Source organism: Streptomyces wuyuanensis, assembly GCF_900103455.1.
In the GTDB taxonomy this organism is placed as follows: Bacteria; Actinomycetota; Actinomycetes; order Streptomycetales; family Streptomycetaceae; genus Streptomyces; species Streptomyces wuyuanensis.
In genome coordinates this window covers 201,264-227,603 of sequence record NZ_FNHI01000005.1, presented here as the reverse complement: position 1 = coordinate 227,603, position 26,340 = coordinate 201,264, and the positions used below count along the sequence as shown (strand labels likewise).

At 70.5% G+C, this 26,340-nt stretch carries 26 protein-coding genes and 5 tRNA genes; 12 read left to right on the top strand and 19 right to left on the bottom strand.

Features of this window, described 5'->3' with window-relative positions:
• The first annotated feature begins 107 nt into the window (after positions 1 to 107).
• Positions 108 to 293: a 50S ribosomal protein L28 gene (gene rpmB, locus BLT82_RS10020; protein ID WP_003957616.1), complete on the top strand. Its 186-nt coding sequence runs from the start codon at positions 108 to 110 to the stop codon at positions 291 to 293.
• A 172-nt stretch (positions 294 to 465) separates the two neighbouring features.
• Here the strand turns inward: rpmB and thiD are convergent, their stop codons facing one another.
• Both thiD and BLT82_RS10010 read right to left on the bottom strand, forming a co-directional pair.
• Positions 466 to 1,272, bottom strand: a complete 807-nt coding sequence (thiD, locus tag BLT82_RS10015) for a bifunctional hydroxymethylpyrimidine kinase/phosphomethylpyrimidine kinase (protein WP_093653529.1) — start codon at positions 1,270 to 1,272, stop codon at positions 466 to 468.
• A complete protein-coding gene (locus BLT82_RS10010; protein ID WP_093653657.1) occupies positions 1,269 to 2,231 on the bottom strand; it encodes a thiamine-phosphate kinase in 963 nt (320 codons plus the stop codon). Before BLT82_RS10010 ends, thiD begins: the two co-directional genes overlap by 4 nt.
• Before the next feature lie 242 nt (positions 2,232 to 2,473).
• Between BLT82_RS10010 and BLT82_RS10005 the strand changes: the two genes are divergently transcribed.
• Positions 2,474 to 2,707: an Lrp/AsnC family transcriptional regulator gene (locus BLT82_RS10005; protein WP_017947604.1), complete on the top strand. Its 234-nt coding sequence runs from the start codon at positions 2,474 to 2,476 to the stop codon at positions 2,705 to 2,707.
• A 23-nt stretch (positions 2,708 to 2,730) separates the two neighbouring features.
• A complete protein-coding gene (locus tag BLT82_RS10000; protein WP_093653528.1) occupies positions 2,731 to 3,204 on the top strand; it encodes a DUF3515 domain-containing protein in 474 nt (157 codons plus the stop codon).
• 75 nt (positions 3,205 to 3,279) lie between these two features.
• Here the strand turns inward: BLT82_RS10000 and BLT82_RS09995 are convergent, their stop codons facing one another.
• From BLT82_RS09995 to BLT82_RS09985, 3 genes are all read right to left on the bottom strand, one after another.
• A complete protein-coding gene (locus tag BLT82_RS09995) occupies positions 3,280 to 4,452 on the bottom strand; it encodes a D-alanine--D-alanine ligase family protein (RefSeq protein ID WP_093653527.1) in 1,173 nt (390 codons plus the stop codon).
• An 85-nt stretch (positions 4,453 to 4,537) separates the two neighbouring features.
• On the bottom strand, positions 4,538 to 5,575 hold the full coding sequence (locus tag BLT82_RS09990) for an NAD(P)H-dependent glycerol-3-phosphate dehydrogenase (RefSeq protein WP_093653526.1): 1,038 nt from the start codon (positions 5,573 to 5,575) through the stop codon (positions 4,538 to 4,540).
• Complete coding sequence (locus BLT82_RS09985; protein ID WP_093653525.1) at positions 5,572 to 6,324, bottom strand: lysophospholipid acyltransferase family protein; 753 nt, start codon at positions 6,322 to 6,324, stop codon at positions 5,572 to 5,574. The genes BLT82_RS09990 and BLT82_RS09985 overlap by 4 nt, the downstream gene beginning before the upstream one ends.
• Positions 6,325 to 6,482: 158 nt before the next feature.
• Between BLT82_RS09985 and cofC the strand changes: the two genes are divergently transcribed.
• A complete protein-coding gene (gene cofC / locus BLT82_RS09980) occupies positions 6,483 to 7,124 on the top strand; it encodes a 2-phospho-L-lactate guanylyltransferase (RefSeq protein ID WP_342029400.1) in 642 nt (213 codons plus the stop codon).
• Between the two features lie 97 nt (positions 7,125 to 7,221).
• Positions 7,222 to 7,425 carry a hypothetical protein gene (locus BLT82_RS09975; protein WP_093653523.1) on the top strand — a complete coding sequence of 68 codons (204 nt, stop codon included), beginning with the start codon at positions 7,222 to 7,224 and terminating at the stop codon, positions 7,423 to 7,425.
• A 105-nt stretch (positions 7,426 to 7,530) separates the two neighbouring features.
• Here BLT82_RS09975 and BLT82_RS09970 read toward each other — a convergent pair whose 3' ends face one another.
• From BLT82_RS09970 to leuC, 4 genes are all read right to left on the bottom strand, one after another.
• A complete protein-coding gene (locus BLT82_RS09970) occupies positions 7,531 to 8,148 on the bottom strand; it encodes an HU family DNA-binding protein (protein WP_093653522.1) in 618 nt (205 codons plus the stop codon).
• 171 nt (positions 8,149 to 8,319) lie between these two features.
• Positions 8,320 to 8,547: an SCO5555 family protein gene (locus BLT82_RS09965; protein WP_093653521.1), complete on the bottom strand. Its 228-nt coding sequence runs from the start codon at positions 8,545 to 8,547 to the stop codon at positions 8,320 to 8,322.
• 104 nt (positions 8,548 to 8,651) lie between these two features.
• Positions 8,652 to 9,245, bottom strand: coding sequence for a 3-isopropylmalate dehydratase small subunit (gene leuD, locus BLT82_RS09960; protein WP_093653520.1), 594 nt, complete (start codon positions 9,243 to 9,245; stop codon positions 8,652 to 8,654).
• A 5-nt stretch (positions 9,246 to 9,250) separates the two neighbouring features.
• Complete coding sequence (gene leuC / locus BLT82_RS09955; protein ID WP_093653519.1) at positions 9,251 to 10,684, bottom strand: 3-isopropylmalate dehydratase large subunit; 1,434 nt, start codon at positions 10,682 to 10,684, stop codon at positions 9,251 to 9,253.
• A gap of 176 nt (positions 10,685 to 10,860) precedes the next feature.
• Here leuC and ndgR point away from each other — a divergent pair, with 176 nt between their 5' ends.
• The gene (gene ndgR, locus BLT82_RS09950; RefSeq protein WP_017947593.1) at positions 10,861 to 11,577 is read left to right on the top strand and encodes an IclR family transcriptional regulator NdgR; all 717 of its coding nucleotides are present in this window, start codon (positions 10,861 to 10,863) and stop codon (positions 11,575 to 11,577) included.
• Between the two features lie 125 nt (positions 11,578 to 11,702).
• Here the strand turns inward: ndgR and BLT82_RS09945 are convergent, their stop codons facing one another.
• On the bottom strand, positions 11,703 to 12,188 hold the full coding sequence (locus tag BLT82_RS09945; protein WP_244291903.1) for a DUF4188 domain-containing protein: 486 nt from the start codon (positions 12,186 to 12,188) through the stop codon (positions 11,703 to 11,705).
• An 81-nt stretch (positions 12,189 to 12,269) separates the two neighbouring features.
• Here BLT82_RS09945 and BLT82_RS09940 point away from each other — a divergent pair, with 81 nt between their 5' ends.
• On the top strand, positions 12,270 to 12,908 hold the full coding sequence (locus tag BLT82_RS09940) for a MerR family transcriptional regulator (RefSeq protein ID WP_208867817.1): 639 nt from the start codon (positions 12,270 to 12,272) through the stop codon (positions 12,906 to 12,908).
• A 67-nt stretch (positions 12,909 to 12,975) separates the two neighbouring features.
• Here the strand turns inward: BLT82_RS09940 and BLT82_RS09935 are convergent.
• From BLT82_RS09935 to BLT82_RS37100, 9 genes are all read right to left on the bottom strand, one after another.
• A tRNA-Glu gene (locus BLT82_RS09935) sits at positions 12,976 to 13,048 on the bottom strand.
• Between the two features lie 28 nt (positions 13,049 to 13,076).
• Positions 13,077 to 13,148, bottom strand: a tRNA-Gln gene (locus tag BLT82_RS09930).
• An 18-nt stretch (positions 13,149 to 13,166) separates the two neighbouring features.
• Positions 13,167 to 13,242, bottom strand: a tRNA-Glu gene (locus tag BLT82_RS09925).
• Positions 13,243 to 13,330: 88 nt separating this feature from the next.
• Positions 13,331 to 13,403: transfer RNA gene (locus BLT82_RS09920), tRNA-Glu, on the bottom strand.
• Between the two features lie 21 nt (positions 13,404 to 13,424).
• Positions 13,425 to 13,496: transfer RNA gene (locus tag BLT82_RS09915), tRNA-Gln, on the bottom strand.
• Between the two features lie 90 nt (positions 13,497 to 13,586).
• Positions 13,587 to 14,309 carry an HAD family hydrolase gene (locus tag BLT82_RS09910; RefSeq protein ID WP_093653517.1) on the bottom strand — a complete coding sequence of 241 codons (723 nt, stop codon included), beginning with the start codon at positions 14,307 to 14,309 and terminating at the stop codon, positions 13,587 to 13,589.
• A gap of 284 nt (positions 14,310 to 14,593) precedes the next feature.
• Positions 14,594 to 16,108 carry a glutamate--tRNA ligase gene (gene gltX, locus BLT82_RS09905; RefSeq protein ID WP_093653516.1) on the bottom strand — a complete coding sequence of 505 codons (1,515 nt, stop codon included), beginning with the start codon at positions 16,106 to 16,108 and terminating at the stop codon, positions 14,594 to 14,596.
• Entirely contained in the window at positions 16,101 to 16,895 is a 795-nt protein-coding gene (locus tag BLT82_RS09900; RefSeq protein WP_093653515.1) for a fumarylacetoacetate hydrolase family protein, read from the bottom strand. The genes gltX and BLT82_RS09900 overlap by 8 nt, the downstream gene beginning before the upstream one ends.
• An 80-nt stretch (positions 16,896 to 16,975) precedes the next feature.
• Complete coding sequence (locus BLT82_RS37100) at positions 16,976 to 17,152, bottom strand: hypothetical protein (protein WP_093653514.1); 177 nt, start codon at positions 17,150 to 17,152, stop codon at positions 16,976 to 16,978.
• Positions 17,153 to 17,712: 560 nt separating this feature from the next.
• Between BLT82_RS37100 and BLT82_RS09890 the strand changes: the two genes are divergently transcribed.
• From BLT82_RS09890 to BLT82_RS09870, 5 genes are all read left to right on the top strand, one after another.
• Entirely contained in the window at positions 17,713 to 21,135 is a 3,423-nt protein-coding gene (locus BLT82_RS09890) for a nitrate- and nitrite sensing domain-containing protein (RefSeq protein WP_093653513.1), read from the top strand.
• Positions 21,136 to 21,144: 9 nt separating this feature from the next.
• Positions 21,145 to 21,558 carry a roadblock/LC7 domain-containing protein gene (locus BLT82_RS09885; RefSeq protein ID WP_017947585.1) on the top strand — a complete coding sequence of 138 codons (414 nt, stop codon included), beginning with the start codon at positions 21,145 to 21,147 and terminating at the stop codon, positions 21,556 to 21,558.
• A gap of 156 nt (positions 21,559 to 21,714) precedes the next feature.
• Positions 21,715 to 22,122, top strand: a complete 408-nt coding sequence (locus BLT82_RS09880; protein WP_093653512.1) for a DUF742 domain-containing protein — start codon at positions 21,715 to 21,717, stop codon at positions 22,120 to 22,122.
• Positions 22,103 to 22,684 carry a GTP-binding protein gene (locus BLT82_RS09875; RefSeq protein WP_093653511.1) on the top strand — a complete coding sequence of 194 codons (582 nt, stop codon included), beginning with the start codon at positions 22,103 to 22,105 and terminating at the stop codon, positions 22,682 to 22,684. Before BLT82_RS09880 ends, BLT82_RS09875 begins: the two co-directional genes overlap by 20 nt.
• 338 nt (positions 22,685 to 23,022) lie before the next feature.
• Positions 23,023 to 26,334, top strand: coding sequence for a sensor histidine kinase (locus tag BLT82_RS09870; RefSeq protein WP_093653510.1), 3,312 nt, complete (start codon positions 23,023 to 23,025; stop codon positions 26,332 to 26,334).
• The last annotated feature ends 6 nt before the right edge of the window (positions 26,335 to 26,340 follow it).

Sequence of the window (26,340 nt, the reverse complement as noted above, 5' to 3'; positions counted from 1 at the left end):
GGTTGCCCGATGAAAATCGGGCCATTCCCCCGGCAAGCCACTTCAGACCACTGATTCCGGCACGCCGGATTTCACTGTAAGTGCATCTGAAGTCTTTGGAGTGACCCGTGGCTGCCAACTGCGACGTCTGCGGCAAGGGGCCGGGCTTCGGCAACAACATCTCCCACTCGCACCGCCGTACGTCCCGTCGCTGGAACCCGAACATCCAGCGCGTGCGTGCCGTGGTCGGTCGGACGCCGAAGCGGCTCAACGTCTGCACCTCGTGCATCAAGGCCGGCAAGGTCTCGCGCTAAGAGATGCTCCCCGCGTTCGTGCGGGGATGATCCCGCCGACGTTTCGTCGTAGCGCAGCCCTCCGGTTGCCTTGAAAGCCGGTCCACCTCTCGGTGGGCCGGCTTTTCGCCGTGCCCGTCACCGTGCGCGGCGCGGTCCGCCCGTCGGCGAGCGCCGCGCACGGAAGGCGTCGTCAGCGGGCGGGCCGGTGCAGTTCCCAGGCGTGGTCGACGGGCCCGATCCCCCCGCCGAGCGCGAAGCCCGCGGCGATCGCGCCCGTCACGTACGTCTTGGCGGCCGACACGGCCTCCGGGACGTCCCGTCCCTTGGCGAGTTCGGCCGCGACGGCCGAGGCGAGGGTGCAGCCCGTGCCGTGCGTGTGCCGGTTGTCGTGTCGCGGGGCGCGCAGCCAGTGCTCCGCGGTGCCGTCGGTGAGCAGGTCCACCGCGTCCCCGGCGAGATGACCGCCCTTGATCAGCGCCCAGCGCGGCCCGAGGGCGAGCAGCGCGTCGGCGGCGCGGCGCAGGTCGGTCTCGCCCCGCACGCGCACGCCGGTGAGCTGGACGACCTCGTCGAGATTGGGGGTCGCGACGGTTGCCGTCGGCAGCAGCTTCGTGCGGACGGATTCGAGCGCGGAGGCGGCGAGCAGGGAGTCACCGTGCTTGGAGACGCCGACCGGGTCGACGACCACGGGGGCGTCCGTGCCGGCGAGCAGTTCCGCGACGGCCTCGACGAGTTCGGCCGAGGCCAGCATCCCGGTCTTCACGGCCTGGACGCCGATGTCGTCCACGACGCTCCGGTACTGGGCCCGTACCGCCTCGACCGGCAGCTCCCAGGCTCCCTGCACTCCGAGGGAGTTCTGCGCGGTGACGGCGGTGACGACGCTCATCCCGTGCACCCCGAGCGCGAGCATGGCCTTGAGGTCGGCCTGGATGCCGGCGCCGCCGCCGGAGTCGGATCCGGCGACGGTCAGCACCCGCGGCGGTGCCTGCCGCGTCACGCGTCCTCCCCGAAGTGGTCCCAACCGCCCTTGCTGGTCCAGGGCGCCCCGTCGACGGTGACCTGCGGCAGCGCCGACGGGTTGAGCACCTCGCCGATCACCTTCCAGCGGGCGGGCAGCTTCGCGTCGGGCGGGAAGGTGGCGACGATCGCGTGGTCCTCGCCGCCGCTGAGCACCCACTGGAGGGGGTCCACGCCGACGGCCTGACCGATGTCGTTCATCTGCGAGGGGATGTCGATGAGTCCGGACCGCAGGTCGATGCGGACCTTGCTGGCCTCGGCGATGTGCCCGAGGTCGGCGACGAGGCCGTCGCTGACGTCGGTCATCGCGGTGGCGCCGAGCCCCGCGGCGGCCGGGCCCGCGTGGTACGGCGGTTCGGGGCGGCGGTGCGCCTCGACGAACGCGCGCGGCGAGCGGAACCCGCGGGAGAGCACCGCGTGTCCGGCGGCGGACCAGCCCAACCAGCCGGTGTACGCGACCACATCGCCGGGCTGCGCGCCGGCCCTGGTCACCGGGTCGTGGTTGCGCAGGTCGCCGAGGGCGGTGATCGCCAGGGTGATCGTCTCGCCGCGGACCACGTCGCCGCCGACGACGGCCGCGCCGGCGACCTGGCACTCGTCGCGGATGCCGTCCATCAGCTCGGTGGCCCAGGTGACAGGGAGGTCGGCCGGGACCACGAGGCCCAGCAGCAGCGCGGTCGGCACGGCGCCCATGGCGGCGATGTCGGCGAGGTTCTGGGCGGCGGCCTTGCGGCCCACGTCGTAGGCGGTGGACCAGTCGCGCCGGAAGTGCCGTCCCTCCAGCAGGAGGTCGGTACTGGCCACGACCCTGCGGTCGGGAGCGGCCACGACCGCGGCGTCGTCGCCGGGTCCGAGCCGTACCGCGGGAGTGGAGGTGAGCCTGGAGGTGAGCTCCCTGATGAGCCCGAACTCCCCCAGCTCGCCCACAGTGCCCTTCATCTCGTCATGCCCTTCGTCGCCGCGGTGCCGCCGGACGGCCCGGCCCACCTGTTCTTCGTGCGGTCGCGAGCCGTCACCGCTGTAGGTACCGTCGAGTAGGCCCCGTCGGCCGTCAACTTCTGTGCCCGGTACGCCACGCTGCGCACGCTCCGGAACGCGCGGGTCTCCCCGCGGCCCGCGGCGACGCGATACCGTGGCGTCCCTTCTCCCCACATGATCCTCGTGGCCGCCCTGGAGGTTCCGTGGTACAGGCGTACATCCTCATTCAGACCGAGGTGGGCAAGGCGTCGACGGTCGCCGACACCATCTCCAAGATCCCGGGAGTGATCCAGGCCGAGGACGTGACGGGTCCCTACGACGTGATCGTGCGCGCCCAGGCCGACACCGTCGACGAGCTGGGCCGCATGGTGGTCGCCAAAGTCCAGCAAGTGGACGGCATCACCCGTACGCTCACCTGCCCCGTCGTGCACCTGTAGCCCCCGTCTACGCTTGGCCGGTGATGACTCACCGCCGGCTCCCGTTCCTGCCCCTCGCCGCCGTGTTGCTGGCCGCCGCGGGCTGCTCCTCCACGGACGCCCCCCGGTCGGTCGCGGTTCCCGCTCCCCCCGCCGAGGAGAAGTCCCTGTGCCTGGCGCTGCACGAAGCGCTGCCGGAGTCGGTGGCCGGTGAGAGCCGCCGGGACCCCGAGCCCCGTTCCGAGCTGACCGCCGGGTGGGGGGACGCCGCGATCGTACTGCGCTGCGGCGTTCCCCGCCCCGCGGGGCTGCAGAGTGAGAAGGCGGACGGGGTGGAGGTGAACGGCGTCGACTGGTACTCCGAGGAACTGGAGGACGGCGCCCGGTTCACCACCACGTACCGCAAGACCTACGTCGAGGTGACCCTGTCGGGCCGGTTCACGGACATGGGGCCGCTGACGGATCTGGCGGGACCGGTCGCCAAGACGGTCCCGCCGCGTTTCGCCCAGACCCCGTAGGCGCCCGGACCCCGTAGGGCCGGGCGCACGCGAGATCCCCGGCTTTCCCGCACCCGGTGACGGATGCGGGGCGGCTCAGCGCAGGCCGGTGGAGCGGCGGAGTGCCGCCTGGATCAGACGGTCGACGAGCTCCGCGTAGTCGACCCCGGACTCCTGCCACATGCGCGGGTACATCGAGATGGGCGTGAAGCCCGGCATGGTGTTGATCTCGTTGATGACGAACTCGCCCGCCTCGGTGAGGAAGAAGTCCGCGCGGACCAGACCCTCGCAGGACGCGGCCTCGAACGCCTCGACGGCGAGCCGCTGCACCTCGGCGGTCTCCCGGTCGGTGAGGGGCGCGGGGACGAGTCCGGCGGCCGAGTCGATGTACTTGGCCTCGAAGTCGTAGAAGTCGTGCGAGGAGACGGGCGGGATCTCGGCCGGCACGCTGGCGCGGGGCCCGTCCTCGAACTCCAGCACACCGCACTCGATCTCGCGGCCGCGCAGCAGTGCCTCCACGATGATCTTCGGGTCGTGGCGCTGGGCCTCGGCGACGGCCTCGTCCAGTCCGGCGAGGTCGTCGACCTTGGTGATGCCGATCGAGGAACCGGCGCGGGCGGGCTTCACGAACAGCGGCCAGCCGTGCTCGCCGGCGAAGTCGACGATCTTCTTGCGGGCGGCGGAAGGATCCTGCTCCCACTCACGGGGCCTGACCACCGTGTACGGCCCGACCGGCAGTCCGAAGGAGACGAAGACCCGCTTCATGTACTCCTTGTCCTGGCCGACGGCCGACGCCAGCACGCCGGCTCCCACGTACGGGATGCCGGCGAGCTCGAGCAGGCCCTGGAGCGTGCCGTCCTCGCCGTACGGACCGTGCAGCATGGGGAAGACGACGTCGACCTCGCCGAGCGCCTTGGGCACGGAGCCGGGCTCGCTGTAGACGACCTCGCGGTTGGCCGGGTCGACGGAGAGGACGACGCCGCCGTCCGTCGATTCGGCGAGGTCGGCGACCGACGGCAGCCGCCGGTCGGCGATGGCCATCCGGTCGGGCTCGTCGGCCGTCAGCGCCCAGCGGCCGTCAGCCGTGATGCCGATGGGCAGGACGTCGTACTTGGTGCGGTCGATGGCACGCAGTACGGCGCCCGCCGTCACGACGGAGATCGCGTGCTCGGAGCTTCGGCCGCCGAAGACGACCGCGACGCGCGGCTTGCGGAGCGCCTCACCGCTGGTGGGGGCAAGGCCGGTGCTCTGGGACTGGTTCTCGCTCATATCGCGACGAGCGTACCCTGCGCCTCCGCCGGGTCGAAGGGGCGCGCGGCCACCGAACGGAAGAGTGCCCTCCGCCGGTCTTCCGTCAGTGGCGCTCGGGCTTGGCGCTCCGGGACATCAGCTCCTTGAGCGCGACGACCGGCGGCTTGCCCTCGTGGACGATCGAGACGACCGTCTCGGTGATGGGCATGTCGACGCCGTGCCGGCGGGCCAGATCCAGAACGGACTCGCAGGACTTGACGCCCTCGGCGGTCTGCTTGGTCGCGGCGATGGTCTCCTGGAGCGTCATCCCGCGGCCGAGGTTGGTGCCGAAGGTGTGGTTCCGGGAGAGCGGCGAGGAGCAGGTGGCCACGAGGTCGCCGAGGCCGGCGAGGCCCGAGAAGGTCATCGGGTCGGCGCCCATGGCGAGTCCGAGGCGGGTCGTCTCGGCAAGCCCCCGGGTGATGAGGGTGGCCTTGGAGTTGTCGCCGAGGCCCATGCCGTCCGCGATGCCGACGGCCAGGCCGATGACGTTCTTGACCGCGCCGCCCAGTTCGCAGCCGACGACGTCGGTGTTGGTGTAGGCGCGGAAGTACGGGGTCATGCAGGCGGCCTGGAGGCGCCGGGCGACGTCCTCGTCGGAGCAGGCGACGACCGCGGCCGCGGGCTGGCGGTCGGCGATCTCCTTGGCCAGGTTGGGCCCGGTGAGGACGGCGACCCTCCCCCGGACCTCGTCGGGGGCTCCCCCGGCGGGCGCCTTGGCGACGACTTCCTCGACGACCTCGCTCATCCGCTTGGCGGTGCCGAGTTCGACGCCCTTCATCAGGGAGACGAGCACGGTGTCGGGAGCCAGCAGGGGCGCCCATTCCGTGAGGTTGGCGCGCAGGGTCTGGGAAGGCACGACGAGGACGGTGAAGTCGGCGTCGCGGGCGGCCTCGGCGGGGTCGGTGGTGGCCCGGACCGCCTCGGGGAGCTGGACCCCCGGCAGGTAGTCGGGGTTGGTGCGGGTGCCGTTGATGGCGTCGACGAGCCCGGCGCGGCGGCCCCACATGGTCACCTCGCAGCCGGCGTCGGCGAGGACCATCGAGAAGGCCGTGCCCCAGGAGCCGGTGCCGAAGACGGCTGCCTTGACGGAACGAGTCACTTGGTCCCCTCCCCGGCGGCCCTGCGCCGCTGTTCGGCCCGCGCCTGGCGGTGGTCGTACGGCGTCGCCGGCGCGCTCTCGCCGCGGATCTGCTCGAGCTGCGCGGTGATCGCGGCCATGATGACCTCGGTGGCCTCGCGCAGGACGTCGGGAGTGGGCTCCATGCCGTGGAACCGGTCGAGGTCCACGGGCGGCCCCGCCTGGACGATCAGGGTCTTCCGGGGGAACAGCCGCAGCTTGTTCTCCTTGGCGTACGGCGGCATCGCCATGTTGGCGCCCCACTGCGCCACGGGAATGACCGGGGCCTTGGTGAGCAGTGCCACGCGCGCGGCACCGGTCTTGCCCGCCATCGGCCACATCTCGGGGTCCCGGGTCAGCGTGCCCTCGGGGTAGAAGGCGACGCACTCGCCCCGCTCGATGGCGTCGACCGCGGCGCGGAAGGCGTCGAGGGCGTTCGTGGACTCCCGGTAGACGGGGATCTGGCCGGTGCCGCGCAGCATCGTGCCGACGAAGGAGCCCTTGAAGAGCGCGGCCTTCGCGAGGAAGCGCGGGACGCGTCCGGTGTTGTACTGGTAGTGCGCGTAGGAGAGCGGATCCAGGTAGGAGTTGTGATTCACCGCGGTGATGAATCCTCCGTCGGCCGGAATGTGCTCCATTCCCCGCCAGTCCCGCTTGAACAGAACCACCAGCGGCGGTTTCGCGATGACCGCAGCAAGGCGGTACCAGAAGCCGATTCTGCGGCGGGACACTCGGACACCTTCCTCTTTGGACCTGACTGCTGCCCGGCTCGTGCCCGGCTGCTGGGGGTCAAGTGTCGCCCCAGGCCCCTGGTCTGTCGAGAACACCGTACGCCTCGCCCGTGAGGCCGGGTCGCCGGGCGGCCGTGATCGCGGGTGACAATGGGGCCGTGCACTGGTCACTGGTCGTCCCCCTGAAACCGCTGGCACTGGCCAAGAGCAGGTTGTCGGAGGCCACGGGTGGTGCGATGCGTCCCCGGTTCGCCCTCGCCTTCGCACAGGACACGGTCTCCCGGGCACTGTCCTGCCGCACGGTGCGCGATGTGGTGGTCGTCACTGACGATCCGCTGGCTGCGGCCGAGCTGACCGCCCTGGGCGCGCGTGTCGTGCCGGACTCGCCGGGGGCGGGACTCAACGCGGCGCTCGCCCACGGGGCCGCCGAAGTGCGTGCGCGGCGGCCGGCCGCCGCGCTGGCGGCGCTCAACGCGGACCTTCCTGCGCTGCGCCCCGACGAATTGGAACGGGTGCTCGCCATGGCCCGGCAATTTCCCCGGGCTTTCCTCGCGGACGCGGCCGGAATTGGCACGACTTTCCTGTCGGCGGCCCCCGGCACGGAATTGCGTCCCGCATTCGGCGGGCACTCTCGGCACCGGCATTTGGCCTCGGGGGCCGTGGAAATCGAATTGGACGGGGTGGAGTCGATACGCCGCGACGTGGACACCGGGGACGATCTGCGGGCCGCTCTCGCACTGGGAGTCGGCCCGCGTACGGCGGCCCGGTGCGCGACCGCGCCGGCCGCCTGGGGCTCCTGAACCCCCGAGCCGCGACCCCGAACGGCCGCCGATGGCGGTGGTCCCGTGGGCGGCCCTGTGGGGAACGCCCTGTGCGGGCGCCGGATAGGGTCGGGGCATGCAGGCGACCGCGTACACGTACGACTCAGCGACCCGCAGCGGGAGTGTGCTGCTCGACGACGGGACTCCGGTGGGGTTCGACGCCGCGGCGTTCGACGCCGGGGGGCTGCGACTGCTGCGCCCGGGCCAGCGGGTGCGCATCGAGACCGAGGGCGAGGGCGACGCCCTCCGGATCACCCTGGTGACCCTGCAGACGTTGTGACCGGCACGGCCCGCACGGTGCGAGCGGTGCGGGAGAACGCCGCGGGCCGGGCTCCCCGGGGGGAGTCCGGCCCGTCGCGTGAGTGGCCCTGAACTGGTGCGCCGCTTACTTCTTGCGGGCTGTGGTCTTCTTGGCGCTGGTCTTGCGCGCGGTGGCCTTCTTCGCCGGCGCCTTCTTGGCCGTCGCCTTCTTGGCGGGAGCGGTCTTCTTGGCCGCAGCCGTCTTCTTGGCGGCCGTCTTCTTCGCCGCCGCGGTGGTCTTCTTGGCGGTGGTCTTCTTCGCCGCCGTCGTCTTCTTCGCGGCCGTGGTCTTCTTGGCCGTGGTCTTCTTCGCCGCCGCCTTCTTGGCCGTCGCCTTCTTCGCGGCGGCCTTCTTCGCGGCGGTGCCCATCTGGAGGCTGCCCTTCGGAGCCTTCTTGACGGAGACTTCGCCACCCCTGGGGAGCTTCTTCGTGCCGCTCACCAGGTCCTTGAAGCCCTGGCCCGCGCGGAAGCGCGGCACCGAGGTCTTCTTGACCCGTACGCGCTCGCCCGTCTGCGGGTTGCGGGCATAGCGGGCCGGGCGGTCCACCTTCTCGAACGAGCCGAAGCCGGTGACCGAAACCCGGTCGCCGCCGACAACCGCGCGGACGATCGCGTCGAGGACCGCGTCGACAGCTTCGGCGGCCTGCTGCCGGCCGCCCATCTTGTCGGCAATCGCTTCTACGAGCTGCGCCTTGTTCACGTCTTCCCCTTCGGAGACATCGCCGGAACGAAACTGTTCAAGCTATTTCGCACGTTAGGCAGATATATACCGCAAATCAAACACGAAACGGGCTAATCACCCTAGTGCCGCAACGAAGTCGACCGTCGCGGCCACGCGACCGCGCCGCATATCGACCCAGTCGCCGGGTGGTCAGTCACCTTGGGGGAATCGACCTTCATCGAGGTCCTTCATCAACCGGTCCAGGCGCCTTGCGGCGTCTGCGAGATCGTGCTTCGCCACGGCCGTCACTGCCAGCAGCTTCCGGGACAGCGCCATCCGCACGCCCTCCGGAACTTGCAGTTCGCGCACCCTTGTGTGTGCTTCCTTCAGTCGGGCCGCGACCGCCTCGTAGAGCTCGAGTTGGCTGTCGCGTTCCATGCACCGATTGTGCCATCTGGGGCGAGTTGTCGCCCCACAGGACCTCAACATACGGCTGCGCCCCCCACCGGACGGTGGAGGGCGCAGTTGGGAAAAACCGCTGCTCAGACCTCAATCGTACGAGGCTTGAAGGTCGGCCTGGAGGCTTCGTAGGCCGCGATGTCCGCTTCGTTCTGAAGGGTGAGGCTGATGTCGTCGAGACCGTTCAACAGCCTCCATCGGGCGTTCTCGTCAAGCTCGAAGTCGGCGGTGACGTCTGCCGCGCGGACCTGTCGCTGCTCCAAGTCGACGGTGACGTCGACGTCCGGATCGGCCTCGGTCAGCTCCCACAGCCGGTCGACGGTCTCCTGCGGGAGAACCACGGTCAGCAGGCCGTTCTTCAGCGAGTTGCCGCGGAAGATGTCGGCGAAGCGGGAGGAGATCACGGCCTTGAAGCCGTAGTTCTGCAGCGCCCAGACGGCGTGCTCGCGGGAGGAGCCGGTGCCGAAGTCGGGGCCCGCCACCAGCACCGTCGCGCCCTGCCGCTCGGGCCGGTTGAGGACGAAGTCGTCGTTCTTGCGCCAGGCCTCGAAGAGTCCGTCCTCGAACCCGTCGCGGGTGACCTTCTTCAGCCAGTGGGCGGGGATGATCTGGTCGGTGTCGACGTTGCTGCGGCGCAGCGGCACGGCCCGGCCGGTGTGTGTGGTGAAAGCTTCCATGGTGCTCAGACTCCGGCGGGCGTGGGGGTGGCGGACACGTCGGTCAGATCGGCGGGCGAGGCCAGGTGGCCGAGTACCGCGGTGGCGGCGGCGACCTGCGGCGAGACCAGATGGGTCCGGCCGCCCTTGCCCTGACGGCCCTCGAAGTTGCGGTTGGAGGTGGATGCCGAGCGCTCACCGGGGGCGAGCTGGTCGGGGTTCATGCCCAGGCACATCGAGCAGCCCGCGTGCCGCCATTCGGCGCCGGCCTCCTTGAAGACCTTGTCCAGGCCCTCCTCGACGGCCTGCAGCGCGACCCGCACCGAGCCGGGGACCACCAGCATCCGTACGCCGTCGGTGACTTTGCGCCCCTCCAGGACCGAGGCCGCCGAGCGCAGGTCCTCGATACGGCCGTTGGTGCAGGAGCCTACGAAGACGGTGTCCACCTTGATGTCGCGCAGCGCCTGCCCGGCGGTCAACCCCATGTACTCCAGGGCCTTTTCGGCGGCGAAACGCTCCGAAGCGTCCTCGTACGAAGCCGGGTCGGGGACGGAGGCGGACAGCGGGGCGCCCTGGCCGGGGTTGGTGCCCCAGGTGACGAACGGCGAGAGTTCCGCGGCGTCGATGAACACCTCGGCGTCGAAGACCGCGTCGTCGTCGGTGCGCAGGGTCTTCCAGTACGCGACCGCCGCGTCCCAGTCCTCGCCCTCGGGGGCGTGGTCGCGTCCCCGGAGGTAGTCGAACGTGGTCTGGTCGGGGGCGATCATGCCCGCCCGGGCGCCGGCCTCGATCGACATGTTGCAGATGGTCATGCGGGCCTCCATCGAGAGGTTCTCGATGGCGGAGCCGCGGTACTCCAGGACGTAGCCCTGGCCGCCGCCCGTGCCGATCCTGGCGATGATGGCGAGGATCAGGTCCTTGGCGCTGACCCCGTCGGGCAGCTCCCCGTCGACGGTGATCGCCATGGTCCTGGGGCGGGCCATCGGCAGTGTCTGGGTGGCCAGGACGTGCTCTACCTGGGAGGTGCCGATGCCGAACGCCAGCGCGCCGAAAGCGCCGTGGGTGGAGGTGTGGGAGTCGCCGCAGACCACCGTGGTGCCCGGCTGGGTCAGACCCAGCTGCGGCCCCACCACGTGCACCACGCCCTGCTCGACGTCGCCCAGCGGATGCAGCCGTACCCCGAACTCGGCGCAGTTCTTGCGCAGGGTCTCCAGCTGGGCCCGCGAGACCGGGTCGGCGATGGGCTTGTCGATGTCGAGGGTGGGGGTGTTGTGGTCCTCGGTCGCGATGGTGAGGTCGAGCCGCCGCACCCGGCGCCCGTTCTGACGGAGGCCGTCGAACGCCTGCGGACTGGTCACCTCGTGCAGGAGGTGGAGATCGATGAAGAGGAGGTCGGGCTCGCCCTCGGCGCGCCGGACGACGTGATCGTCCCAGACCTTCTCCGCGAGTGTCCTACCCATCGCTTTCCCTCCGGCCCGGCAGCGTCGCCGGACACCAACTAGAGATCGATTGCGCCGCCGTCCGCATGTCGGGCCGGGCGGAGAGCGCGGGCCCTTGTACGGCCGCACATCCAGAGTCGCAACTTCTCGGAGAATTTGAACTTGCGTTTCACAGAGTGAGACGTGAGTATCGTTGCATGGACAACTCTAGCGGCGTCGGCGTTCTCGACAAGGCAGCTCTGGTACTGAGCGCCCTGGAGTCCGGTCCGGCCACCCTCGCCGGGCTGGTCGCGGCGACAGGGCTCGCACGACCCACGGCACATCGCCTCGCCGTGGCCCTGGAACACCACCGGATGGTGGCGAGGGACATGCAGGGCCGGTTCATCCTCGGCCCGCGCCTGGCGGAGCTCGCGGCCGCCGCGGGCGAGGACCGGCTGCTGGCCACTGCGGGGCCGGTGCTGACGCATCTGCGCGATGTGACGGGCGAGAGCGCACAGCTCTACCGCCGGCAGGGAGACATGCGCATCTGCGTGGCGGCCGCCGAGCGGCTGTCCGGACTGCGGGACACGGTACCCGTGGGTTCCACGCTCACGATGAAGGCCGGCTCCTCGGCCCAGATCCTGATGGCCTGGGAAGAGCCGGAGAGGCTGCACCGCGGTCTGCAGGGCGCCCGGTTCACGGCGACGGCGCTGTCCGGCGTACGGCGCCGGGGCTGGGCGCAGTCGATCGGCGAGCGCGAGCCGGGAGTCGCCTCCGTCTCGGCGCCGGTGCGCGGCCCCTCGAACCGGGTCGTCGCCGCCGTCTCGGTCTCCGGACCGATCGAGCGTCTCACCCGGCACCCCGGCCGGATGCACGCGCAGGCCGTCATCGACGCGGCGGCGCGCCTCTCCGACGCCCTCCGCCGTTCGGGCTGACCCGGCCCGGCACCCGTTTCCGTCCCAGACACCGCCGCCGATGCGAGCGCGGCTCGCCAACGACCGAGGGAGGGGCTCGCCAAGAGCCCCTCCCCCCGCGTTTCGGGCCGCCCGGCGACCCGTGATCACGCCGAACGCAGTCGTTCCGCCGCCCGCTCGCCGCGGCGGGCGACCGGTACGACACCGGCCGCCGCACCCAGACCGAACCCGGGCATGTTCACGTAGACGTTCTCGTACGAGCCCGCCGGCACGATGTAGGTCTCGTGCCAGAAGCCGACCTTCCCCCTGCCCTCACGCATCCGCCTGTTGAACGCCGCCCAGGCCGGGCGGTGCTCCTTGTCCGGGGCCGTCGCGTAGGCGAAGAGCTTCTCCTTGGTGTCCCAGTACTGGACGGTGTAGAGGACCCGCGGGGCGCCCAGCAGCAGCTGGTAGCCGAGCAGCCCGCTGCCCTCGTCCTTCGACAGCTCCTTCAGCATCCGCGGCATGGCCCGGAACACCGGCCACCAACTCCGCACCGAGCGGAAGCTGTTGATACGCATCCCGATGAGGAAGACGACCACGTCGCCCTGCGCGTCGGCGGTCATACGGCCCTGGATCGGAGTGTTGCCCATCGTCGGTCCCCTTCGCCACGGTTGGATAGTCCCGCTATCTATGATTGGATAGTGACACTCTCCAAGGAAGGGCGCAAGTGCATGAGGCTCGCGGAACTCAGCGAACGCAGCGGGGTGCCGATACCGACGATCAAGTACTACCTGCGCGAGCGGCTGCTCCCGCCCGGTCACCGGATCAGCGCCACCCAGGCCGAGTACGGCGAGGGGCATCTCCGCCGGCTCCGTCTCGTCCGCGCGCTGATCCAGGTCGGCCGGATGCCCGTGGCGACCGCGCGCGAGGTACTGGCGGCCGTCACCGACGACAGCCTCGATCCCCATGTGCGGCTCGGCGCGGCGGTCTGGGCCATCCCGCACGGCCCGGAGCCCGACGGGGACGACCCGGCCACCGACACGGCCCGCCGCACTGCGGACGCGCTGCTGGAGCAGTTGGGCTGGAGGTTCGCCCAAGGAACCGGCGAGCAGTCTCCCGCCTACCGCATGGTGGTCTCCGGGATCGCCACGATGGTGCGCCTCGGGTATCCCTGCGACGTCGGGCAACTGCTGCCGTACGCCCGGAGCGCAGCCGAACTCGCCGTCGCGGACCTGGACTTGGTGGAGCGGTACGAACGCGGAGAGGAACAGGTGGAAGCGGCGGTGGCCCTGACCGTGCTCTACGAGCCGGTGCTCCTCGGCCTGCGCAGACTGGCCCAGGCCGAGGAGTCGAACCGGCGCTTCGGCTGACCGCGGCCAGGAGACGGCGCGGAACGCGAAGAGGCCCTCCCCGACTGGGGAGGGCCTCTTCCTTGCGTACCCCCGACCGGATTCGAACCGGCGCTACCGCCTTGAGAGGGCGGCGTGCTAGGCCGCTACACAACGGGGGCAAGATCTTGATCCATCGAGACGGATCAGCTGGCCTACCTGGACTCGAACCAAGACTAACTGAACCAGAATCAGTCGTGCTGCCAATTACACCATAGGCCACTGGTGGTTTAGACCAGTTGGTACCCCCGACCGGATTCGAACCGGCGCTACCGCCTTGAGAGGGCGGCGTGCTAGGCCGCTACACAACGGGGGCCCTGGACGATCCCCACCCGACGGAAGCCGGATGTTTGTCACTGCGATGCCACCGGGAGCGACCCTGGTGATCTCGCTGGAAGGATCTGTACCCCCGACCGGATTCGAACCGGCGCTACTGCCTTGAGAGGGCAGCGTGCTAGGCCGCTACACAACGGGGGCTTTGCAGATGAGCTCTGCGAGCTGGCCTACCAGGACTCGAACCTAGACTAACTGAACCAGAATCAGTCGTGCTGCCAATTACACCATAGGCCACCAAAACTCAACCCCCCTAAGGGGGTTTTGTTCAGGTTGTGCGCTTCCGGTTCCGGCCTTGCGGCTGCTCCCCTCGGCGCAGGAAGAACATTACCTGAAGGAGGACGGCGCTCCAAAACGGGTATCCGCCCGCAGCAGAGCGGGCAGCTCCGCGAGACCGGTGATCCGGATCAGCTCCGGTCTGCCGCCGAGCCCGCCGCGGTCCAGCCAGATGCCGGTCAGACCGGCGGCGACGGCTCCCTCCGCGTCGATGTCCGGGTGGTCGCCGACGTACGCCACTTCGCCCGGCGGCAGCCGGAGGGCGTCGCAGGCTGCGTGGAAGGCTGCGGCCTGGGGCTTGGCGACGCCGAGCTCGGCGGCGCAGACGACCGCCTCGAAGCGGTCGCGTACGCCCAGCAGGGTGAGCTTGCGGTGCTGGTTGCGGATGGAGGAGTTCGAGAGCACACCGTGCCGGAACCCCGTGGCCAGCAGGTCCAGGGCCGGCACGGCGTCGGGGAACAGCTCCCAGGCGGCTTCGTAGTGGGTGACGTAGCGGGCGAACCACGCCTCCGCCTCGTCGTCGCTCATGGCGGCGGCACCGAGGAAGTCCCGTACCCGGTCGCGACGCTGGGCTTCGAAGTCCACACCGCCGGCCTCGAAGCGGCGCCAGTGGATGCGGGTGAGCTCCTTCCAGCGGGCGAGGGCCTGGTCGACGGACCCGTGGATCCCGGCCAGCCCCTCGGCCCGGAGATGCCGCTCCATGCCGGTGCGGTCGGCTGCGGCGTAGTCGAAGATCGTGTCGTCGATGTCCCACAGGACGGCTCGGATCGGCATGGTCCGAGGCTACGCCGAAGGGGTGGCTCCCTACCCGGGGACGCCGGAGAAGCCGGTCGTGCGGCGGGCGGCCCCGAGGGCGACGGCCCCCGTCCGGCGGGTCGTCGCGGCGGGAGCGGAGCCCGGGGCAGAGCCGGGGGGCGGAGGCCGGGAGCGGAGAGGTCCGACGGGAACGCGTCCCGGGGTCCCCGGGACGCGGCCTTGGAGACGCAGGGAACGCGTCCCGGAGACGCCGGAGGGGCGGCAGCCGGTGGCTGCCGCCCCTCCGGGCATCCCGCGCCGGGTTACGCTCCGAGCTTCTCCAGCGCCGCGTCGATGCGCGCCAGCGACTTCTCGCGGCCCAGGATCTGCAGCGACTCGAAGAGCGGCAGGCCCACCGTGCGGCCGGTGACCGCGACCCGGACAGGGGCCTGGGCCTTGCCGAGCTTGAGGCCGTGCTCCTCGCCCGCGGCCAGGACCGCGTCCTTCAGCGCCTCCGGGGCGGACCAGTCGGCGGCCGCGAGCTTCTCGCGGGCCGTGCGCAGCAGGGCGTCAGAGCCCTCCTTCATCGCCTTCTGCCAGGACGCCTCGTCCTCGACCGGCTCCTCGCGGAAGAGGAAGTCGACGTTGGCGGTGATGTCGGAGAGGACCGTCAGCCGGGTCTGGGCGTAGGGGGCGATGGCCTCCCACGCGGCCTGGTCGAACTCCTCGGGCTCCCAGTTGGCGTGCGGGGCCCGCAGCCAGGGCTCGCAGGCCTCGGCGAACGCCTTCACGTCCAGCCGGCGGATGTGGTCCGCGTTGATCGCCTCGGCCTTCTTGAGGTCGAAACGGGCCGGGTTGGCGTTGACGTCGGCGACGTCGAACTTCCCGACCATCTCGGCGATGGAGAAGACGTCCTGGTCCGCGGAGAACGACCAGCCGAGCAGGGAGAGGTAGTTGAGCAGGCCCTCCGGCAGGAACCCGCGCTCCCGGTAGAGGTTCAGGGATGCCTGCGGGTCGCGCTTGGAGAGCTTCTTGTTGCCCTCGCCCATGACGTACGGCAGGTGGCCGAAGGCCGGGATCCGGTGCGCGACGCCGAGCTCGATCAGAGCCTTGTAGAGCGCGATCTGGCGCGGGGTGGAGGACAGCAGGTCCTCGCCGCGCAGCACGTGGGTGATGTCCATCAGCGCGTCGTCGACCGGGTTGACCAGCGTGTAGAGGGGCGCGCCGCTCGCCCGGACGATGCCGTAGTCCGGAACGTTGTCCGGGGTGAAGGTGAGCTCGCCGCGGACCAGGTCCGTGAAGGTGATCGGCTCGTCGGGCATCCGGAACCGGATGATCGACTCGCGGCCCTCGCGCTCGTAGGCGGCCTTCTGCTCGTCGGACAGGTCCCGGCAGTGGCCGTCGTAGCCGGAGGGCCGCCCGGCGGCGCGGGCCGCCTCGCGGCGCTCGTCGAGCTCGGTGACGGTGCAGTAGCAGCGGTAGGCGTAGCCGCCGGCCAGCAGCTTGTCGGCGACGTCCCGGTAGATGTCCATGCGCTGCGACTGGCGGTACGGCTCGTGCGGACCGCCGACCTCGGGGCCCTCGTCCCAGTCGAGCCCGAGCCAGCGCAGCGAGTCGAGGAGCTGGTTGTACGACTCCTCGGAGTCGCGTGCCGCGTCCGTGTCCTCGATCCGGAAGACCATGGTGCCCTGGTTGTGCCGGGCGAACGCCCAGTTGAACAGGGCGGTGCGGACCAGGCCCACATGGGGGTTGCCGGTCGGCGAGGGACAGAACCGTACGCGAGGGGGTACCCCCTGCTCGAGCGGAGCCGAGAGCTTGGGGGAGGGTCCGTTAGCCACGCTTGATCACCTTGTTGGTGAGAGTGCCGATGCCTTCGATGGTGACGGCGACCTCGTCGCCGACGTTGAGGGGGCCGACCCCGGCGGGGGTGCCGGTGAGGATGACGTCTCCGGGCAGCAGAGTCATGGCCTCGGTGATGTGGACGACCAGGTCCTCGATGGAGCGGATCATGTCGCTGGTGCGACCGAGCTGGCGCTGCTCGCCGTTGACCGTGCACTGGATGGTGAGGTCGCCGGCGCGCGCCAGGTCGATGCCGGTCTCCACCCAGGGGCCCAGCGGGCACGACGTGTCGAAGCCCTTGGCCCGGGCCCACTGCTTCTCGCGCTTCTGGGCGTCGCGGGCGGTGACGTCGTTGGCGCAGGTGTAGCCGAGGATGACGTCCTTGACCCGGTCGCGCGGGACGTCGCGGCAGAGCCGGCCGATCACCACCGCGAGCTCGGCCTCGTAGTGCACCTCGTCCGAGAACGAGGGGTACTCGATCGCGTCGCCGGTACCGATCACCGAGGTGGTGGGCTTGAAGAAGGCGACCGGCACCTCCGGGACCTCGTTGCCGAGTTCCGCGGCGTGCTCCGCGTAGTTGCGGCCGATGGCCACGACCTTGTTCGGGAGGACGGGCGGCAGCAGCCGGACCTTGCTCAGGGGGATCTTCGTGCCCGAGAGCTCGAAGTCGCCGTAGGGAATGCCCTTGATGACGTCGAGGACGAGGCCGGCCGGATCGCCGGTTCCCTCGCCCTCGACCGCGCCGAAGGCGACATTGCCGTCGATGGAGAATCTCGCGATCCGCACGGGTGCCTCGCGCCCCTCTGTTCCGCTGGCTGGAGTCTGACGCTCCAGGCTAACGCGCGAGAGGGGCCCGACCTGCCGTATTACGGGGCCGCTGGGGCGTCCACCAGGGTCGTGCGGCGGGGGTTGGCCGTCTGGGCGGGGAGCAGGACGGACGGTTCCGGCTGCGCCTCCGGCTGCAGTTCACCGGCGTCCTCGAGGTGCGCCAGGGTCGTGCGGCGGGGGTTGGCTATGTTGCGGAACATCATCGTCGTCTTCATCGCTCGCCTAGTCAGTGTGCCGGTGCTTGTAAAGCGTCAGGCTAAACAGCGATTTCCCTGCGAAAGCATGGAAGAGCCAACGATCTACGTGTGAGTTTGCTCACGACCTGAAGGGCAATTCCGTCATTCCGGACGACCAAACCTCCGCTCAGAAACGGACATTGCACACCTGAATGCGCCATTCCGCTCCTGATCATCGCGACTGGGACACCCCCCACCCGTAAGCGACTCGTGAATAAACGCCCGATTCCTCCGCGATCACTTTCTACGTCTCGTGACGTCTCGCTCACAACGTGTCACTCAGGTCACAGGCCGGTACACGGCCCTTGTTGGAGATCCGGCACTGTGCTGGAATTCCACGCACCGCCGCGGGTTTCCAACCGGCGCGCTGGGGGCGCAACGCAGCGCCGAGTGGCGGCGGGAAGGGGGAGAGCGCCGGCCACGACCACCTGGGGGCGCCTCCACCGCCCCTATGACGCCGACACCGTCCTTCCGTATCGCGGGGGACGCCTGGTCCAGAGGTTGCGACGCTAGTGCAGGGACGTTTCAAGAGGGATGGCATGGGGCGTCCCCAGGCCCGCCAGGGCCAAGGGGAAGCTGCCGCTGAACAGGAGCCGCGCGGCGCGAAAGACCGCGGCCCCTCGCCCCAGCACACCCAGAACCAGGGTCCGGCAGGCGACAGCGCTGACCGCGGAGCGCGCCCCGGCGCCGCCTCGGCCACCGCGGAGTCGGCGGACCGGCCCAAGGCCAAGGGCCCGTCCGACACGGGCTCCCGTATCGCCCTGCGCAACTGGCGCATCAGCACCCGGCTGGTCTCCCTGCTCGCGCTCCCCGTTGTCGCGGCGACCACCCTGGGTGGTCTGCGTATCAACGAGTCGATGAGCGACATCGAGCAGCTGGACCACATGCAGCTGCTCACCCAGCTCACCAAGGAGGCGACGGCCCTCGCCGAGGCGCTCCAGGAGGAGCGCGACCACGCGGCCGGCCCCCTGGCCAACAACGGCAACGCCGACGCCTTCGAGGTCACCCAGCCCCGCAAGGAGACCGACCGCCACCGGGATGCCTTCCTGGCCGCGACCGGCGACATCGGCGACACCTCGGGCGACGAGGCGCTGGAGAGCATCCACGCCAACGTCAGCCAGATCGCCCAGCAGGTCACGACGATCGCCAAGATCCGGGGCACGGCCTACGACGGCGAGGACTCGACCACGCAGACGATCAACCGCTACAACCGGCTGATCACGTCGCTCCTCACCCTGTCCCAGGACATGGCCCAGGCGACCAACAACCCGGAGATGATCAAGCGCACCCGCGCCCTGGCGGCCTTCTCGGCCGCCAAGGAGTACGCGTCGATCCAGCGCGCGATCATCGCGGCCGCGCTCCCGGCCAACTCCAAGACCGTCGGCGAGATGAACGAGAACGACCGGCTCACCGGCGACGACGCGGCCGAGAACGAGAAGCAGGCCCTCGCCTCGTTCAAGAACCTCTACGAGTCCCTCGGCGGCAACTCGGCGGAGCTGACCGCCCCGCTCGTGGACGGCAACTCCGAGATCGAGGAGGCGAACGACTACGCGGTCCGCGTGCTCAGCCGCCCCAGCGGTCTCGCGAGCGCCGAGCGCCGCGGTTACAAGGACTGGACCGACCAGGCCGACACCAAGATCGACGCGATGAACACCATCGAGAAGACGCTTCTCGGTGAGATGGAGAGCAAGGCCCGCGAGCTCAAGCAGGAGTCGCAGCAGGACGCCATCATCAACGGTGCGCTCATCCTGCTGGTCCTCGGTGTGTCGCTGATCGGCGCCTTCGTCGTCGCCCGGTCCATGATCCGCTCGCTGCGCCGGCTGCAGGACACCGCCACGAAGGTCGCCCAGGAGCGCCTGCCCGAGCTCGTCAAGCAGCTGTCCGAGGCCGACCCGCAGGACGTGGACACCACGGTCGAGTCCGTCGGTGTGCACTCCCGGGACGAGATCGGAAAGGTGGCCGCGGCCTTCGATGACGTGCACCGCGAGGCGGTCCGCCTCGCCGCCGAGCAGGCCCTCCTGCGAGGCAACGTCAACGCGATGTTCACCAACCTGTCGCGCCGCTCGCAGGGCCTCATCCAGCGTCAGCTGTCGCTGATCTCCGAGCTGGAGTCCCGCGAGGCCGACCCGGACCAGCTGTCCTCCCTCTTCAAGCTGGACCACCTCGCGACCCGTATGCGCCGTAACGGCGAGAACCTCCTCGTCCTCGCGGGCGAGGAGCCGGGCCGCCGCTGGACCCGGCCCGTCCCCCTGGTCGACGTGCTCCGTGCCGCCGCCTCCGAGGTGGAGCAGTACGAGCGCATCGAGCTGGCCGCCGTGCCGGCGACCGATGTCGCGGGCCGCGTCGTCAACGACCTCGTGCACCTCCTCGCCGAGCTGCTGGAGAACGCCACGTCGTTCTCCTCGCCGCAGACCAAGGTGCGCGTGACCGGTCACGCGCTTCCCGACGGCCGTGTGCTCGTCGAGATCCACGACACCGGCATCGGCCTCTCCCCCGAGGACCTCGCCGCGATCAACGAGCGGCTGGCGTCGCCGCCGACCGTGGACGTCTCGGTGTCCCGCCGCATGGGTCTGTTCGTGGTCGGCCGCCTGTCCCTGCGGCACGGCATCCGCATCCAGCTCCGCCCCTCCGACTCCGGCGGCACGACCGCGCTGGTCATGCTCCCCGTCGATGTCGCCCACGGCGGCAGGAAGGCACCGGGCAAGCCCGGCGCGGGCGGGCAGAACGGCGCCCCGCAGGCTCCCGCGGGTGCCGGCGGCGGCCGGGGTCTGACCGGCGGGCCCGGCGCGGCCGGCGGCGGACGCCCCGGTCTCGGCAGCGGACCCTCGGCGGGTCCGGGCGGCCGTCCCGCCCCCGGCGGACAGCGCGGGCAGGTCGGTGCGGGATCGTCTCCGCGCGCGGCGCTTCCCGGTCGCGAGGGCGTTCCGCAGCAGGGCGGCCCGGGCCAGGAAGCCGCCCAGCAGGACTTCACCCGCCAGGGAGGCGCTCCCGCGGGCGCGTTCGGCGCCGACGCCGGTCGCGGCCGTCCGGCCGGACCGGGTGCGCAGGACCGCGGCCAGGCCGACCGGAACTCCGGCCGTCCGGCCCAGCCCGGCAGCGGCGGCCGGCAGCAGCGCCCCCAGCCGGCGAGCTGGGGCGGCGAGCAGCCGCGTTCGGCCCACGACGCCCCGCGCGGTCACGAGGACCCCGAGACCACCGGCCAGTACGCACGGCCCGGTACCGCCCGCGGCGACGGCTACGGGGGCCGTCCCCCGGCCCAGGACCCCGCGGCCACCGAGCAGTTCGCACGTCCCGACTTCAACGCCCCGCGTCCGCCTGCGGCGGGCCAGGACGAGGGCCGGCCCGGGGCCCCGCGTCCGCGTCAGGGCGGTGGCGACTTCCGCGCACCGCGTCCGGCCGTGGGCAGCCTGCCCGCGCAGCCGCAGCCCGAGGCGCTGCCGCCGGCGTCCGGACCCGGCGACGGCCGTACGCCGCTGTACGACACGCTGGAGACCAACTGGTTCCACCAGAACCAGGGCGGGGCGAACGGCGCCGCGCAGGCACCGGCCGCTCCGCAGCAGCCGACGGGGCGTCCCGCCCCGTCGGGCCCGCCGCGCCGCCCGGCGGCCGGCCAGGGCCAGCCGGGTCAGAACAACCAGTCCGGTCAGCACAACGCGGGTGCCGCCTCCTGGCGGACCTCGCCCAACGACGAGCTGGTGCGCCAGGCCGAGCGGGTCCGCAAGCCCGCCGCCGGCGGCGTCACCACCTCGGGTCTGCCCCGACGGGTCCCGCGCGCCAACCTCGTGCCGGGCACCGCTCAGGAGCAGCCCCACCACACCGGTCCGCAGGTGTCCCGTGCGCCGGACGACGTGCGGGGCCGGCTGACCAATCTCCGTCGGGGCATCCAGCAGGGTCGTCAGGCGGGCGGCTCCGGAAACACCGGTAGCTTCAACGTCGGCCCCACTCACCAGCAGGAGCGTTAGTTGAGCCCGATGAGCCAGGCGGCGCAGAATCTGAACTGGTTGATCACCAACTTCGTGGACAACACCCCCGGGGTGTCCCACACGGTCGTGGTCTCCGCCGACGGTCTGCTGCTGGCGATGTCCGAGGGGTTTCCGCGCGACCGTGCCGACCAGCTGGCGGCGGTGGCGTCCGGACTGACCTCGCTGACCGCGGGGGCGTCCCGGATCTTCGAAGGCGGCGCGGTCAACCAGACCGTGGTGGAGATGGAGCGTGGCTTCCTCTTCATCATGTCCATCTCGGACGGCTCCTCGCTGGCCGTGCTCGCCCACCCGGACGCCGACATCGGCCTCGTGGGCTACGAGATGGCTCTCCTGGTCGACCGTGCCGGCACCGTCCTCACCCCGGACCTGCGTGCCGAACTCCAAGGGAGCCTTCTCCACTAGGAACTTTCAGGAAGCCCGCCGTTCGGGGGTGTGCGCCCCAGGTGCACCCCAGGTAACCCCTCGTCCGTCCACTCACCGTCCGGCCGCCCCATCCGGCCCCCCACCGGCCCAGTCAGACGGCACAGCCGACCACTTGCTGTCACGCCCGGAGGATTCATGACCCCGCCCCCCGCCTCTCACGATCCGTACGGTGTCCCCGTGGACACCGACTACGGTCATGAAGGCGACCAGCCGCTGGTGCGTCCGTACGCGATGACCGGCGGCCGGACCCGGCCGCGCTACCAGCTCGCCATCGAGGCGCTGGTCAGCACCACGGCCGACCCGGCGCACCTGTCGACGCTCCTGCCCGAGCACCAACGGATCTGCCACCTCTGCCGGGAGGTCAAGTCCGTTGCCGAGGTCTCGGCACTGCTGTCGATGCCGCTGGGTGTGGCGCGGATCCTGGTGGCGGACCTGGCGGAGGCCGGCATGGTGGCGATCCACCAGCCCGGCAACGGAGAGGCCGGCGGCACGCCGGATGTGACACTGCTCGAAAGGGTGCTCAGTGGACTTCGCAAGCTCTAGCGGCGGTTCTGCCCGGTCGACCACCAGCGCGAAGATCGTGGTGGCGGGCGGCTTCGGCGTGGGCAAGACCACGTTCGTCGGTGCCGTCTCGGAGATCAACCCGCTGCGTACCGAGGCCGTGATGACGTCCGCGTCGGCCGGCATCGACGACCTCACGCACACCGGGGGCAAGACCACCACCACGGTGGCCATGGACTTCGGCCGTATCACCCTCGACCAGGACCTCATCCTGTACCTGTTCGGCACCCCCGGACAGGACCGGTTCTGGTTCATGTGGGACGACCTCGTCCGCGGCGCCATCGGCGCCGTCGTCCTCGTCGACACCCGCAGACTCGCCGACTGCTTCCCCGCGGTCGACTACTTCGAGAACAGCGGCCTCCCGTTCGTCGTCGCCCTCAACGGCTTCGAGGGGCACCAGCCCTACACCCCCGAAGAGGTCCGCGAAGCCCTCCAGATCGGCTCGGACGCGCCGATCATCACCACGGACGCACGCCACCGCGCCGACGCCAAGAGCGCCCTCATCACCCTCGTGGAACACGCGCTCATGGCCCGTCTCAAGTAGAAGCGGGCATACGGCAGTTGTCGTAGACCTTTCATGGGCGGGCCGTGTCCTTTTGACACGGTCCGCCTCCATGTTCATAACGTTTCGACAGAGAATTCCCGGGGTTCGGACACCCGATGCAGCCGACTGGTACCGCTGCGCTCACACAGACCCCTCCTTTTGCCGGGGCTCGCTCTTTATGCCCGTTTTATCTTCGGTCCGGAGAGCTCGGAATGGCCAGATCCCACTGTTTGGAACCGACCCCCTTGGCGTGCTGAAATCAACGAACTCATGAGTAGTACGGCCCTGAACAATAATCGGCACAACCTAGGTGCCGACGCCGAGAGGTTGTTGGTCGAGTGAGGCGAAGCAAGACGAGCTCCGCGGAACAGCAGGCGCGGGGCAACTTCACCCCGCCCCCGCGCGCAGTGGCGTCGCCTGCGGATGTGCAGCCCGTGGAGCCCCCCACCACCGGTGGCAGTTCCAGCAAGCTGTCGCCGCGCAACTGGCGTGTGCCGACCCGGCTGAACGCGATCCTCCTCATACCCGTGCTGGTCGGTCTCGTCATGGGCGGCTTCCAGGTGAAGGGGTCGATCGACACCTGGAACGAGGCCCAGGACGCCGAGAAGACGGCGCTCATCGTGCGCGCCGCCGCGGAGTACGGCCAGGCCCTCCTCAACGAGCGGGACCTCACCGCGGAGCCCCTGCTGAAGGGCGACCAGAAGAGCAGGGTCGTCATCGAGGCGCGGGCCGCCACGGACGCCGCCAAGGCGAAGTTCGACGAGGCCGTCGAGGACATGCCGCAGAAAGAGGGCCTGGAGCGGCGCCTGAACCTCTTCCGTGCCGCGGAGCCGGGCCTGGAGCAGCTTCGCGAGGCCGCCTACACCGTGCAGTTCGAGACGGCGACCAAGTCGGAGGGCGAGGACCCCAACGACCCCTCCGACGACGAGCGGGGCCCGGTCGCCACTCAGGAGAGCTACGTCGGCGTCCAGCACTACCTGATGGAGTTCGCCAACGAGCTCGGTCTCGGCACCGGCAACGTCACGAGCTACGGCCGGATGGTGTACGCCATCCAGCTGGCCAAGGCCGCCGAGTCGCTGCAGCGCTCCATCGGTACGGAGCTGCTGGTCCGCCCGAGCAAGAAGAAGGACATCAGGGCCGGCCAGACCATCGCCTTCACCTCCTACGCCTACCTGGAGGGCATCGCCCTCGGTGAGTACCAGTCCGGCGGCACCCAGGCCGACGTGGACCGGCTGAAGGAGGTCATGGCCAAGAAGACGGCGGAGGGCGAGAAGGCGCTGACGGCCAAGGTGACCGAGGCCGCCGCCGCGGGTCAGTCGTTCAAGGTTCCGCCCAAGGACGAGGACGGCTCGGTCCTGGGCGGCATGGTCGGTGCGATCAGCACCGGTGCCGACCCCGACGAGCTCGCGGAGCAGGGCGTCATCCCGGAAGTCTGGATGGCCGCCGCCACCGCCAAGTTCGAGGGTTACAGCGAGGTCGAGAAGGAGCTCGTCGACAAGGCCGTCAACGAGGCCGCCCGGATCTCCGACGAGGCCAAGACCGACGCCATCGTCAACGGTCTGATCGTCATCATCGCCCTGCTCACCGCGTTCATCCTGGCCGGCATGGTGGCCCGCCAGATGAGCCGCTCGATGCGCCAGCTGCGCACCGCCGCCTTCGGCATCGCCGAGCAGCGGCTGCCGATGCTCGTCGACCAGCTCTCGCGCACCGAGCCCGGCCGGGTCGACACCCGGGTGCAGCCGATCCCGATCGACAGCAAGGACGAGATCGGCGAGGTAGCCCGCGCCTTCGACCAGGTCCACCGCGAGGCCGTGCGGCTCGCCGCCGAGCAGGCGCTGCTCCGCGGCAACGTCAACGCGATCTTCACCAACCTGTCGCGCCGCAACCAGTCGCTGATCGAGGGCCAGCTGACCCTGATCACCGACCTGGAGAACAACGAGGCCGACCCGGACCAGCTGGAGAACCTCTTCAAGCTGGACCACCTGGCGACCCGTATGCGCCGCAACGGCGAGAACCTCCTGGTCCTCGCCGGCGAGGAGCCGGGCCGTCGCTGGAACCAGCCGGTGCCGCTGGTGGACGTGCTCCGTGCCGCCTCCTCCGAGGTGGAGTCCTACGAGCGCATCGAGCTCACCGGCGTCCCGGAGACCGAGATCCACGGCCAGGCCGTGACCGACCTCGTGCACCTCCTCGCCGAGCTGCTGGAGAACGCCACGACGTTCTCCTCGCCGCAGACGAAGGTCCGGGTCACCGCGACCCGCCTGCCCGACGGCCGGGTCATGATCGAGATCCACGACAAGGGCATCGGCCTGACCGCCGAGGACTTCGCCGACATCAACCACAAGCTGGCCAACCCGCCGACGGTGGACGCCGCCGTCTCGCAGCGCATGGGCCTGTTCGTGGTCGGCCGTCTGTCCGACCGGCACGGCATCCGCGTCCAGCTCCGCCCCTCGGGCGAGCAGGCCGGTACGACCTCCCTGGTCATGCTCCCGGACGCGATCACCCACGGTGGCGGTGGCGAGGCCCTCCCCGAGGACGACTTCACCGTCTCCCAGATGATCCCGACGCAGCAGTCCTTCGAGAGCGCTCCGATGCTCACCGCGGCGGAGCTCGGCTTCGACGACTCCCGCTACGAGGACCAGCCGACCGACTCCCGGCAGCTGGACCCGGTCAACCGCTCGCTGATGCGCGAGGAGCGCCGTGCGGCGCTCGAGGCGCAGGCAGGCGGCGACCGCCCGCTGTTCCGCGACGAGACCGAGCAGGCCTACGCAGACCAGGGGAGCTACGCCGAGGAGCAGTACGAGCAGGGCTACGCACAGGAGCAGCAGTCCGCGTACGACCAGAACGGGTACGACCAGAACGGGTACGACCAGAACGGCTACGCGGCCGGCGCCTACGACGCCAACGGCTACGAGAACACGGGCGAGTTCCAGGTTTCCGGCGGTTACCCGGAGCGCCAGGACCAGCCCTATGCGGAAGCCTCCTACGACGGCTCGCAGGGTTCCGCACCGCAGTACGACAACGGGTACGCTTCGCAGCCCAACCAGGCGGAGTGGGCTGACCGGAACGCGTACCAGGGTTCGTACGAGCCGGAGTACCGGGCGGATGCGGAATCTGCTTCCGCCGCTCCCGCGAACGGCTCCGAGCGCGTAGGCTTCGAGCGTCCGGCCCCGGCCGGCGGGTCCGGTCACCACCTGACCGACGCCGGTCTGCCGCGCCGCGGCAGCAGCCAGCCGGGACAGCAGGCACAGCAGGAGCAGAAGTGGCAGTCCTCCGCCGGCAACGGCGGCCAGACGGGGGGACAGGCCAAGCAGGCTCCCCAGGGCGCCCAGGACGGGGACACGGAGTCGGACGGCTCCGGCGAGTGGCGTTCGAAGAACGACGAGCGCTGGCAGCGAGCCGAGAAGCTCCGCAAGCCCGCAGCCGGCGGAGTCACCTCCTCCGGGCTTCCCCGCCGGGTCCCCAAGGCCAATCTGATCGAGGGTACGGCCGAGCAGACCCCGCAGAACGGCCCTCAGGTGTCCCGCGCCCCTGAGGATGTGCGTGGCAGGTTGAGCAACCTGCGACGCGGTGTCCAGCAGGGACGCAGCGCGGGAACGGACACGAACGGATCGGGCTTCGGCCCGGGCAGTACCTACAACCAGGAGCGTTAGTGTGAG